The sequence below is a fragment of the uncultured Cardiobacterium sp. genome (assembly GCF_938028185.1).
Classification (GTDB): domain Bacteria; phylum Pseudomonadota; class Gammaproteobacteria; order Cardiobacteriales; family Cardiobacteriaceae; genus Cardiobacterium.
Genome location: NZ_CALJAH010000450.1, coordinates 1 through 11,395 on the forward strand (window position 1 = coordinate 1; position 11,395 = coordinate 11,395).

Below are 11,395 nucleotides of genomic sequence, written 5' to 3' on the forward strand. Positions count from 1 at the left end.
CCGCTCGGCAAGGCAAAACTTTACGACTACCAAAGCCGGGTGGAGAGCGCGGCGGGCGCGTTCTACTGGCACATCCAGCCGGGCGACACCCTGCAACATCGCGACTATGGCCGCGAAGACGACAAACTCTGCGCCGAACAGGGCGCAAGCGAACTCAGCTGGAGCCGCAACCTCGCCGTCAGCACCGACCAGGTCGGACAATGGTTCGGGCGGAAAATCGACGACGGCGCGGCGGCGGGCAAAGGCTCGGTCTTCGCCGTGATGGTCGTCATCTACGTCATCTTCAACATTCCCGCCTGGCTGACGATGGACAGCGACGACTTCGGCATATCCCTCTTTATCACCCTCGCCGCCATCGTCGGCCTCACCCGCCTCGGCAAACGGGGCGACTGGCACGACGTCCTCAAAGACGACGATGATGACGACTGAACGGAGCCTCGGATGAAACGCAACACCTACTACGCCATCGCCGCCAGCGTGCTGATTTTCTGCACCATCATCAACTACGGCATGAGCAACCTCGAAAACACTGGCGGCACACGCAGCCACAGCGGCGGCTTCTTCGGCAGCGGCGGCGGTGGCTACAGCAGCGGCAGTTGGCATAAATAACGCCACCGCTTTACCCGTTATACATACACAATAGTCGCTACCCTTAATGTAAATGGCTTTACCCATGACCTACGCCCCCGGCAATCACGCCCTGCTTGACCTCTACGGCTGCGATGCCGCCCTGCTCGCCGATGCCGCCGCGTTGCAGGCATTGCTCCAGCGCGCGGCCGATGCCGCAGGCGCGACCACGCTCGCCGCGCATTTTCATCATTTTGGCGACGGCATGGGCGTCACCGGCGTGCTGCTGCTCGCCGAGTCGCATCTCAGCATTCACACCTGGCCGGAGCATGGTTTTGCCGCGCTGGATGTGTTTTTGTGTGGCGACGGGCAACTGGAACGCGCCCGCGTCCTTCTCTGCAATGACTTGCGCGCGGAGCGCGCCGATTGGCGGGAATTTTCTCGCGGAATCAGCGTGCCAGGATAATTTTCTGCGATACAGTATTTTACGCAAATAACAGACATTCTCATTTGAAAGCTAAAATCTGTCGGCGTATGATGCGCTCCGGGATCCCGCCAACCCTTTCACACACATTTTGAGGTAAATCATGAAAAATCTGCTCTTTTCCCTGCTTTTTTGTGTCGTTTCGCCGCTGTTCGCGGCAGACGGCAAGCCGTTCACGGTGGTGACGACGTTCACCGTTATCGCCGATATGGCGCAGAATGTCGCCGGTGATGACGCCACGGTGCTCTCCATCACCAAGCCCGGCGCGGAAATCCACGACTATGAGCCGACGCCGCAGGATTTGGTCAAGGCGCAGCAGGCCGATTTGGTGCTCTGGAACGGGCTGAATCTGGAGCGCTGGTTTGAGCGCTTCTTCGCCAATGTGAAGGATGTGCCGTCCGTGGTCGTTACCGAAGGCGTCGAGCCGATGTCCATTCATGGCGGCGAGTACGATGGCAAGCCGAATCCGCACGCCTGGATGTCGGTCAGTAATGCCAAAATTTATGTGAAGAATATTGAGGCGGCGCTCGCCAAGCATGACCCGGCGCACGCCGACAATTATCACAAGAACGCCGCCGCTTATCTCGCCAAGCTGGAAGCGATGGATGCGAAGTTGAAGGAGGAAGTGGCGAAAATCCCGCCGGAGCAGCGCTGGCTGGTTTCGAGCGAGGGCGCGTTCAGTTATCTCGCCCGCGATTTGGGTTTCAAGGAAGCCTATTTGTGGCCGATTAATGCCGAGCAGCAAGGCACGCCGCAGCAGGTGAGCGCCTTGATTGAGACGGTGCGCGCCAACAAGATTCCGGTGGTCTTCAGCGAAAGCACGATTTCCGACAAACCGGCGAAGCAGGTGGCGAAGGAGAGTGGCGCGAAATACGGCGGCGTGCTTTATGTGGATTCGCTTTCTGCCGCCGACGGCCCGGTGCCGACGTATCTGGATTTGCTCAAAGTCACGACCGACACGGTGATCAATGGCTTCCAGCACTGACGCGATTACGCTTGACGTTGCGCACGTCAGCGTCACTTATCCGAACGGCCATCAGGCTATCCGCGATGTCAGTTTTTCCCTGCAAGGGCGCACCGTTTGCGCCCTTGTCGGCGTGAACGGCTCCGGCAAATCGACGCTGTTCAACACCATCATGGGCATCATCCGCCCGCAGTCCGGCAGCGTCCGCGTCAATGGCCTGCCGGTGGCGCAGGCGATGCGGCAGAACGGCATTGCCTATGTGCCGCAAAGCGAGAATATCGACTGGCATTTCCCGATTTTGGTGAAAGATGTGGTGATGCTGGGGCGCTACGGCCACATGGGAATGCTGCGCCGTCCGCGTGCCGCCGACCGTGACGCGGTTGCCGCCGCAATGGAACGCCTCGGCATCAGCGATTTGGCGGCGCGGCAAATCGGCGCGCTGTCCGGCGGGCAGAAAAAGCGCGTTTTCCTCGCCCGCGCGCTCGCCCAGCAAAGCCGCATTATCTTGCTCGATGAACCGTTTACCGGGGTCGATGCGAAGACGGAATTTGCGGTGATGGAACTGTTGAAGACCCTGCGCGACGAGGGCTATCTGATTCTGGTCTCTACCCACAACCTCGGCGCGGTGCCGCAGTATTGCAACGAAGTGGTGCTGATTAACCGCGAACTCATCGCCCACGGCGACATTCACGAAATTTACACCGTCGATAATCTGGAGCGCGCTTTCGGCAGCGTGCTGAAAAACATCGGCCTCGGCGAAGTCGCGCCGCAAGTGCGCATCGTCAGCGACGACGAACATCCCGCCGTTTTCGTCGGTGACAGGAGCAGCCAGCCATGACCGCCCTGCTCGAACCCCTGCAATACGGCTTCATGGTCAAGGCGCTCATCAGCGCGGCGGCGGTCGGCGGCGTCTGCGCACTGCTTTCCGTCTATCTCATGCTCAAGGGCTGGTCGCTGATAGGAGACGCGCTCTCGCACGCGGTCGTCCCCGGCGTCGCGCTCGCCTACCTGTGGAAACTGCCCTACGCCCTCGGCGCCTTCACCACCGGCATCCTCGCAGCTAGCGCGATGCTCGTGCTGAAACGCCTGCCGATGCTGCGGCAGGACGCCATCATCGGCCTCGTCTTCACCACCTTCTTTGCCGCAGGCCTCTTCATCATTTCGCTCTATCCGACCGGCATCAACCTGCAAGCGGTCATCTACGGCAACATCCTCGGCATCGACGACCGCGACCTCTGGCAAATGCTCGCCATCTGCGCCGTCTCGCTCGCGGTCATCGCCGCCAAATGGCGCGACCTGATGCTCTACTTTTTCGATGACATCCAGGCCGTTACCGCCGGGCTGCCCGTCGCCCGCCTGCGCTGGACGTTTTTCCTGCTGGTCAGCGCCGCCGTCGTCGCCGCACTGCAAACCGTCGGCGCAATACTGGTCATCGCCCTGCTGATTACCCCCGGCGCGACCGCCTTCCTCCTCTGCCGCAGCTTCGGCAAAGTGCTGATTACCGCTTTTATCATCGGCGTCACGACCGCCGTCATCGGCACCTACGCCAGCTACTACCTCGACAGCATCACCGGCGCGGTCATCGTCGTCCTGCAAGGCGGCCTGTTCCTCGCCGTCTTCGCCGTCCGCCGCCTGCAACACCTCGCCCACCTGCGCCATGAATCCCGTCCTTGAAGCCCTGCAATACCCCTTCATGCAGCAAGCGCTCGCCATCGCCCTGCTGCTCGCCGTCACCTGCGCCCTGCTCTCCTGCTACATCGTCCACAAAGGCTGGGCGCTGATGGGCGACGCCATCTCGCACGCCGTCCTCCCCGGCATCGTCATCGCCGACAGCCTCGGCCTGCCGCTCATCCTCGGCGCCTTCGCCGCAGGCCTCACCTGCACCCTCGTCACCGGCTGGCTCGAAGAACGCAGCACCCTGAAAAGCGACACCCTGCTCGGCATCACCTTCGCCACCCTCTTTGCCGCCGGCTTCCTCCTCTACCAAAAAAGCGGCACCGACCAGCACCTCACCCACATCCTCTTTGGCAACCTGCTCGGCATGACGCTCGGCCAGCGCTGGCAAGTCATCGCCATCTGCGCCGCCGTGCTCGCCGTGCTTGCCGTCAAATGGCGCGACTACCTGCTCTACACCTTCGACGAAGCCCAAGCCCGCCTCGCCGGGCTGAACGTCCCCGTGCTGCGCACCAGCCTGCTGGTCATGCTGACCCTGACCGCCATCGGCGCGATGCAGGCGGTCGGCGTCATCCTTGTCGTTGCCATGCTCATCGCCCCCGGCGTCAGCGCGCAGCTTGTGACCAAACGCTTCCACCATACCCTCATTGTCGCGGTAATACTGTCGGTGGCGGCCACCTGCGGCGGCGTCCTCTTAAGCTACCATCTGGATGCCTCGACTGGCGCCAGCATCGTCCTCTGCCAGTCCGCCGGGTTCGTGCTGATGCTGGCGCTGCGGGCGGTGCTGCGCGGGCGGTAATGCCGCAAATGTGGCAAAGCTGCTTCCCGCCCGGCATAATGCCTGCCGTCGCAACCATGCGACAACATTTCACAACATGGAGCATGACATGAAAACACACACCCTCGGACTTGGTATTGCAACCCTCATCCTGGTCAGCGCTTGCGGCGGTGGCGGTGGCAGTGATTCGCCGAGCGACCCGAAAGCCCCGGACAACCAGGTGACAGGCGCTTATCGCGGCAAGGCATTTGTCGTTGCCAGCGGCAGCCAGCCCGGCAGCATCAATGAAGCAAAAAACGTCGGCAGTGATGCCCTTGCCGTACTCAATGCCAACGGCAAACAGGTCGCGCTGCAAATCCCCGGTGTTATCGCCGGTAGCCTGACCCAGATTAACGGCAACCTCAACTACAACGGCAAGAGCTACAAACTGTTCTATGCCAGCGGCACCAACTACAGAAACAGCAAATTCGGCTATATCAACGACGGCAACGAAGACTACATCTTCAGCCAGGGGCTGCCGACGGCGAATATGCCGAGCAGCGGCAGCGTGCGCTACGCCGGTATCGCCGTGCTGGGCAAAGGCGGTGCGGTTGGCCCGGCACCGGCCAATTTCACCGCCGATTTCGGCCAGAAAACCCTGAGCGCGGACATCACCCCGCTGCAAAACAGCCGCGTCGCCTTCAACCCGATCAAGTTCAACGCGACCATCAACGGCAACAGCTTCAGCACCGGCGACGGCGCCGTACAAAGTACCGGCTACTTCTATGGCGACAATGCACGCGAACTGGGCGGCGTGCTGCACGACAGCTCACAAAGCCTCGGTGGCAGCTTTGGCGCCATCCGCGCCGAGTGATTCATTGCGAACCACATCAGGGGCTGCCGTGTGCAGCCCTTTTTTACGCGCGGAGAACGCATTGAACAGACTTTCATGGATTTTCACCGCCCGCCCCGCCATAATGCCGCCGTTGTCGCGCTGCGACGACATCCGCATTCCAATGGAGACATCACATGAAAAAACACGCACTTGGACTGACCATCGCCACCCTGCTGCTCACCGCTTGCGGCGGCAGCGACAGCAACGACAATCCTGCCGTTGATCCGGGCAAGCCGAATAACGGCGGCAACAATCCGCCGACCGCCCCCGGCAAAAACGACAACACCCCGTCTGCGCCGAACGATTCCGGCAAAAACAACGACGGCAGCAGCCAGCTCATCCCGCCGCCGGTTAATCAGGGTGGCCAGCAGAACAAGGACAAAGCCGTCGGGCAGTTCCAGGGCAAGGCATTCGTTGTACCGCTGGGCAAACAGCCGAATGGTCTTGCTGACGCGCAAAGTGTCGGTAGCGACAAACTCAACGTACTCAACATCAACGGCAAACAACTGCCGCTGGAAATTGCCAACATCCGCGCCGGCAATATGCTCCGAATGCAAAACAGCACCGTTGATGGCAAAAGCTACAAACTGTTCGTCGTCAGCGGCACCATCTACCAAAACCAAAAATTCGGCTACATCAACGACGGCAACGAAGACTACATCTTCAGCCAGGGCGCACCGACGGCGAATATGCCGACAGCGGGCGTTGCCAAATACAGCGGCGCCGCAGCCGTTGGTCGTGCCGCCGTCGCTGATACCGCGCTGGCCAACTTCAGCGCCAATTTCGGCGAAAAAACGCTCACCGGCAGCATTACCAAAAACGCCAACGGCCAGATTGACTTTAACCCGATCAACATCGCGGCGGACATCAACGGCAACAGCTTCAGCACCAAGAGCGACGCCGCCGTCCGCAGTACCGGCAGCTTCTACGGCGACAACGCCCGCGAACTCGGCGGTATCTTCCAGGACAGCACGCAAACACTCTCCGGCAGCTTTGGCGCAGTGCGCACCAGCACCAGCAGCAACTAAAAGCCGCGTTTGCCACACCAAGGGTCGCCTCGCGACCCTTTTTTCATAACCGTAATCCATCGCGCCATAAAACTTTCATGTTGCAAGCGGGATAATGACGCCGTTGTCGCAGCACAACGACATTGCCAACTTATCAGGAGACGTCCCGTGAAAAAACAAACCGTTGCATTCGCCATGATTACCGCGTTGTTACTCACCGCCTGTGGTGGTGATGACAAAGACAAAGACCGCCTGCCGTCCGATCCGGACCGCGACACCCACCGCCGCGATGACCGCGATTACGATGCCCGTCGCAGTTACCACGGCGACAGTTACGTCGTCGCCAACAGTCGCAATCGCACCGACAGCCGCGACTTGCAAACGCTGAACAGCAACAACCTCGATACCCTGAACGTTGACGGCAAACGCCTGCCGTCGCGCCAAATCGGCATCGTCACCAGCGGCGTGCCGCACATCAAGGCGCGCAACGGCACGACGGTTAACGGCGTCAGCTACAAAAACTTCCTCGTCAGCGGCCACGGCTACCGTAACAGCCGCTTCGGTTACATTACCCACGGCGGCACCGACTACGTCTTCAGCCAGGGCGCGTTTACCGAAAATATGCCGACCAGCGGCAGCGCCCGCTACGACGGTGAAGCCGTTGTCGGTCGCGACGGCACAGCCGAAGTCGCCAATGCCGATTTCAACGTCAATTTCGGCAACCGTACCGTCAGCGGACGCATCAGCGCCGACCGCGACAGCGACATCCGCTTCGATCCGGTTTACATCGACGCCCGCATTCGCGGCAACCAGTTCTACAGCGACGGCACCGTCAGCAGCAGCGGCCACTTCTACGGTAACAACGCGCGCGAACTGGGCGGCGTTTTCCACGACAGCCGCCAGCAACTGCGCGGCAGCTTCGGCGCCAAACGCGACGACTAATCTCCGTCAAAACCACATCAAAGGGCTGCAATGGCAGCCCTTTTTTGCGCCTGCACCAACAGCGCATAAAAAAACCGCCTTGCGGCGGTTTTCTCGTATCAGGCTTTGGCCTGGCGGTAAAGGTCGGCGACATACGGCCAGTTCACCACGTTCCACCACGCTTCCAGATAATCCGGGCGTTTGTTCTGGTAGTGGAGGTAGTAGGCGTGCTCCCAGACGTCGCAGCCGAGAATCGGCGTGCCCTGCACGGCGGCGGTGTCCATCAGCGGGTTGTCCTGGTTCGGGGTGCTGGTAATCGCCAGTTTGCCGTCCTTGCCGACAATCAGCCATGCCCAGCCGGAGCCGAACTGTTTGATGCCCGCGTCCTTGAAGGCGGTTTTGAAGGCGTCAAAGCTGCCAAAGGCGGCGTTGATGGCGTCCAGCAGCTCGCCTTGCGGCGCGCCGCCGCCGTTCGGGCTCATCACGTTCCAGTAGAGATTGTGGTTGTAGTAGCCGCCGCCGTTGTTGCGCACCGCTGCCGGGTGTTTGCTGATGTTGGCGAAAATGGCTTCCAGCGTTTCACCCGCCAGCGGGCTGTCCTTGATGGCAGCGGTGAAGTTGTCGAAATAGGCCTTGTGGTGGCGGCCGTGGTGGATTTCCATCGTGGTTTTGTCGATGACCGGCTCCAGTGCGTCTGCGGGGTAGGGCAGGGGGGCGAAGGTGTAGTTTGTCATGGTGGGGTTCTCCGTGTTTGTGGGGCGGCTATTATTGGCGCGCGCACGCGGGTTTTCAAGTTTTTCTGTTTGTTTTTTGTTTAATGTTTTGTTTTTCTGTTTGGTCTATGCGCGAAATATGGTTTGGCGGTAGTGGCGCAGTTCGTTGATGGAGTCCTGGATGTCGGCAAGTGCCTGATGTGTCGTGTTTTTGACGAAGGTGTGCTGCGGGTACCAGCGGCGCACCAGCTCTTTCAGGGTGGAGACGTCAAGGTTGCGGTAGTGAAAGTAGTCTTCGAGTTCGGGCATGAGGCGTGCCATGAAGCGGCGATCCTGACAGATGCTGTTGCCGCAGAGCGGGGATTTTTTCGCCGGGACGTACTGGCGGATGAAGGCGAGGGTCGCCGCTTCTGCCTCTCGGGTGCTGATGGCACTCGCGCGGCAGCGCTCCAGCAGGCCGCTTTTGCCGTGGTGCTGGCGGTTCCAGTCGTCGAGATTGTCGAGGATTTCTGCGCTCTGGTGGATGGCAATCACCGGGCCTTCGGCGAGGAGGTTGAGCTGCGCGTCGGTGACGAGGGTGGCGATTTCGAGGATGTGGTCGGTCTGCGGGTCGAGGCCGGTCATTTCGAGGTCAATCCAGACGAGGTTGTCGGGGTGTTGCATGATGGTGTTCCTTGGGTTGGGGGGTAGGTTGGGTTATGGGCTGTTTACAATTGAAAAATCTCCCTCTCCTGCAGGGCGAAGCCCGCAGCGGGGGAGGGCCGGGGAGGGGGTGAGCGATATTATTGATAAGCCGAAATTCCGATTTTTCAATTGATTGTTGCCATCACCCCCAATCGCTCTGTGAGAGAGGGATTGGGGGTAAGGGCTAGGCGCTGTTCACAATTGGCCATAACATGATGATTACATTCGCAGGTTTGGTTAAGGACTGTTTACCATTCAGCCGTAAACACGCCCAATCCAATACGGTTGCGTGGCGACGATTTTGTGAGCTACATCATTAGATTGTAGGGTGTGTGCCGCAGGCACGCACGCGTTTGCCGATGTCAAATTCCCGCGTGCGTGTCGGCTACGCCGCCACACACCCTACGCACGGAACCCGCCCGCTGCGGGTTTCGCCCTGCGGAGGAGGGAGGTCTAAATTGTAAACAGCCCTTAGCGCTACAAAATGCGCGATGGCGGGGCAATTCCTACCCCGTCTCTCCCAAACACTGCGCGCAGCTCCACGCCGATGACCACGCCCATTGCAGGTTGTAACCGCCGAGCCAGCCGGTGACGTCCAGCGCTTCGCCGATGAAATGCAGGCCGGGGTGTTTTTTCACCCGGAAGGTTTTCGGGTCAAGTTCGCGCGTGTCGATGCCGCCGCTGCACGCCTCCGCCTTGTGCATCCCTTCCGTGCCGCTCGGCATCACCGCGCGGTGTTGCAGTTCGTGCAGGATGCGGCTGAGTGCGGTGTCGCTGTGGTGTTGCAAGGGGTCTGCGGAGTAGGGCAGGGCAAGGTGGTCGGCGACGGCTTTCGGCAGGTGCGCGCGCAGGAATTGCGCGAGGGTTTGCTGCGGTTGGGCGCGTTTGGCGGCGACGAGTGCGTCGGCGGGCAGGTCGGGCAGCGGGTTTATGGTGAGCGTCTGCCCGCGTTGCCACCAGGTCGAGATTTGCAATACCGCCGGGCCGCTGATGCCACGGTGGGTGTAAAGGAGCTGGTCGCGGAAGGCGGGCGCGCCGTCGCACTGGATGATGACTTCATGGCTGACGCCTGCCAGCGTGGCGGGTGGTGCGGCGAGGGTGAGCGGGACGAGGGCAGGGCGGTAGGGGTAGTTGACGATGTGGTGCTGTTTGGCGATGCGTAGCGCGAGGTCGGTCGCGCCCAGTTTGGGGTACGACGGCGCGCCGCTGGCGATGACAAGATGTGGGGTGCGGTAGTCGCCGCGAGAGGTGTGCAGGCGGAATTGTTCGCCGTCGTGGTGATGTTCCAGCAGGGTGGTGGCGGGTTGCAGGGTCGCGCCGCTGTTGGTGAGCGCCCCGTGCAGGGCGGCGAGAATGCCGCGACTGCGCTGGTTGGCAAAGATTTGCCCCAGGTGTTTTTCGTGCCAGGTGATGCCGCGCGCGCCGAACCAGTCCAGCACATCTTGCGAGCGGTGGCGGGCGAGGGCGGCGCGGGGGAAGTGCGGGTTGTGGCTGTGATAGGTGTCGGCGCTGGCATTGGTGTTGGTGAAGTTGCAGCGGCCACCGCCGGAGACGCGGATTTTCGCGCCGAGGTCGGGGTTGTGGTCGAGCAGCAATACGCGCAGGCCGCGACCCGCGGCGTGGATGGCGCAGTAGGTACCGGCGGCACCGGCGCCGATGATGATGGCGTCGTAACGCATTCAGTCCTCGCGCAGATGGCGGCACCAGTAAAGCGTGGCGGCGATGACGCCGACCGGCATGGCGATGAGGTTCAGCAGCGGCACGGTGGTGAGCAGGCTGATGGCACCGCCGCAGGCGAGGCTGTCGCCACGGTGCTGGCGCAGGCGGGTGCGCTGGTCGCGGAAGCGGATGCCGTGGTTGGCCATCGGGTAGTCGAGGTATTGCAGCGCGGCGCACCAGGCGGTGTAGGTGAACCACAGCGGCGGCGCCAGCGGCGGCAGGATGAGGGCGAGGATGGGCGTCGGCAGGGCGAGTGCGAGAAAGTAGAGCGGTTTGTGCAGCTCTTGGGCGAAGCTGGTGAGGATTTCGCGCCACAGCGGCGTGTCGGCGGGTGGCGGTTCGCCGCGTTCGGCTTTTTCGACGGCGGCGGCGAGCAGGCTGTTGAACGGCGCGGCGATGAGGTTCGCCATCAGGCTGAAGCCGTAGTAGGTGAGAATGAGCAGGGCAATGGCGATGAGCGGGTAGAGCAGTCCGTGCAGCCAAGCGAGCCAGTCGGGGAGAAAGGCGGTAATCAGCGCGTCGCCGTAGTGGAAGGCGGCGTAGCTGCCTGCGGCGAAGAGGACGATGTTGACCGCGAGCGGCAGCAGGATGAAGCGGCGGATGCCGGGGCGGAAGAGCCAGGCAAAGGCTTCGGTGATGCAGTTAAGGGCGTTCATGGGCGCGGGTTTTTTGTTTTTTTGTGGCGGATGTTGGTGGTGTTCTGAAAGGTATAGTGGTGCTGCTTGTTCAAAACGCGCTCTCCCCCTTTGGTGGAAGGTCAGGGAGGGTGTGAACGATATTATTCAAGAGCCAAAATGGCGATTTTTTACGTTTGCTGCCCCACCCCACCCCTCCCCCACAGGGGGAGGGAGCATATCGGCGGTTTACATACAAGCGGCGTAGCCGACACGCACGCGGTGAAAAGCCAAAATGCGTGCCTGCGACACATCCTGCAGCCGCTTTGCGATTTGCTGAGCCGGTCGTAGGGTGGGGCTTGCCCCACCATCATGAAAGGTTCGGCATTGAAGTGT

14 protein-coding genes and 1 pseudogene are annotated in these 11,395 nt (G+C 61.1%); 10 read left to right on the top strand and 5 right to left on the bottom strand.

The annotated features are described in order from the left end of the window. The 8 genes and pseudogenes from Q0349_RS13035 to Q0349_RS13070 all read left to right on the top strand — a co-directional run. Positions 1 to 429: pseudogene (locus Q0349_RS13035) on the top strand (hypothetical protein); the annotation flags it as partial. Positions 430 to 441: 12 nt separating this feature from the next. Beyond that, on the top strand, positions 442 to 609 hold the full coding sequence (locus tag Q0349_RS13040) for a hypothetical protein (protein WP_298081451.1): 168 nt from the start codon (positions 442 to 444) through the stop codon (positions 607 to 609). A gap of 64 nt (positions 610 to 673) precedes the next feature. Further along, positions 674 to 1,033: an adenosylmethionine decarboxylase gene (speD, locus tag Q0349_RS13045; protein WP_298081452.1), complete on the top strand. Its 360-nt coding sequence runs from the start codon at positions 674 to 676 to the stop codon at positions 1,031 to 1,033. 121 nt (positions 1,034 to 1,154) lie between these two features. Then, positions 1,155 to 2,036, top strand: coding sequence for a metal ABC transporter substrate-binding protein (locus Q0349_RS13050; RefSeq protein WP_298081453.1), 882 nt, complete (start codon positions 1,155 to 1,157; stop codon positions 2,034 to 2,036). Further along, entirely contained in the window at positions 2,020 to 2,853 is an 834-nt protein-coding gene (locus Q0349_RS13055) for an ATP-binding cassette domain-containing protein (protein ID WP_298081454.1), read from the top strand. Before Q0349_RS13050 ends, Q0349_RS13055 begins: the two co-directional genes overlap by 17 nt. Continuing rightward, a complete protein-coding gene (locus tag Q0349_RS13060) occupies positions 2,850 to 3,689 on the top strand; it encodes a metal ABC transporter permease (RefSeq protein ID WP_298081455.1) in 840 nt (279 codons plus the stop codon). The genes Q0349_RS13055 and Q0349_RS13060 overlap by 4 nt, the downstream gene beginning before the upstream one ends. Further along, the gene (locus Q0349_RS13065; protein ID WP_298081456.1) at positions 3,673 to 4,488 is read left to right on the top strand and encodes a metal ABC transporter permease; all 816 of its coding nucleotides are present in this window, start codon (positions 3,673 to 3,675) and stop codon (positions 4,486 to 4,488) included. The genes Q0349_RS13060 and Q0349_RS13065 overlap by 17 nt, the downstream gene beginning before the upstream one ends. An 88-nt stretch (positions 4,489 to 4,576) precedes the next feature. Next, complete coding sequence (locus Q0349_RS13070) at positions 4,577 to 5,320, top strand: transferrin-binding protein-like solute binding protein (RefSeq protein ID WP_298081457.1); 744 nt, start codon at positions 4,577 to 4,579, stop codon at positions 5,318 to 5,320. Here Q0349_RS13070 and Q0349_RS13075 read toward each other — a convergent pair. Further along, on the bottom strand, positions 5,276 to 5,452 hold the full coding sequence (locus Q0349_RS13075; protein ID WP_298081458.1) for a hypothetical protein: 177 nt from the start codon (positions 5,450 to 5,452) through the stop codon (positions 5,276 to 5,278). The genes Q0349_RS13070 and Q0349_RS13075 overlap by 45 nt on opposite strands. A 23-nt stretch (positions 5,453 to 5,475) precedes the next feature. On the opposite strand from Q0349_RS13075, the gene Q0349_RS13080 reads away from it, so the two are divergent. Next, positions 5,476 to 6,369, top strand: coding sequence for a Slam-dependent surface lipoprotein (locus tag Q0349_RS13080; RefSeq protein WP_298081459.1), 894 nt, complete (start codon positions 5,476 to 5,478; stop codon positions 6,367 to 6,369). Positions 6,370 to 6,516: 147 nt separating this feature from the next. Further along, positions 6,517 to 7,290, top strand: coding sequence for a transferrin-binding protein-like solute binding protein (locus tag Q0349_RS13085; protein WP_298081460.1), 774 nt, complete (start codon positions 6,517 to 6,519; stop codon positions 7,288 to 7,290). 98 nt (positions 7,291 to 7,388) lie between these two features. Here Q0349_RS13085 and Q0349_RS13090 read toward each other — a convergent pair whose 3' ends face one another. From Q0349_RS13090 to cysZ, 4 genes are all read right to left on the bottom strand, one after another. Continuing rightward, on the bottom strand, positions 7,389 to 8,003 hold the full coding sequence (locus Q0349_RS13090) for a superoxide dismutase (RefSeq protein ID WP_298081461.1): 615 nt from the start codon (positions 8,001 to 8,003) through the stop codon (positions 7,389 to 7,391). Between the two features lie 105 nt (positions 8,004 to 8,108). Beyond that, the gene (gene orn, locus Q0349_RS13095; protein WP_366916330.1) at positions 8,109 to 8,648 is read right to left on the bottom strand and encodes an oligoribonuclease; all 540 of its coding nucleotides are present in this window, start codon (positions 8,646 to 8,648) and stop codon (positions 8,109 to 8,111) included. A gap of 524 nt (positions 8,649 to 9,172) precedes the next feature. Next, the gene (locus tag Q0349_RS13100) at positions 9,173 to 10,345 is read right to left on the bottom strand and encodes an aminoacetone oxidase family FAD-binding enzyme (RefSeq protein ID WP_298081463.1); all 1,173 of its coding nucleotides are present in this window, start codon (positions 10,343 to 10,345) and stop codon (positions 9,173 to 9,175) included. Continuing rightward, complete coding sequence (cysZ, locus tag Q0349_RS13105) at positions 10,346 to 11,041, bottom strand: sulfate transporter CysZ (RefSeq protein ID WP_298081464.1); 696 nt, start codon at positions 11,039 to 11,041, stop codon at positions 10,346 to 10,348. Positions 11,042 to 11,395: the final 354 nt, after the last annotated feature.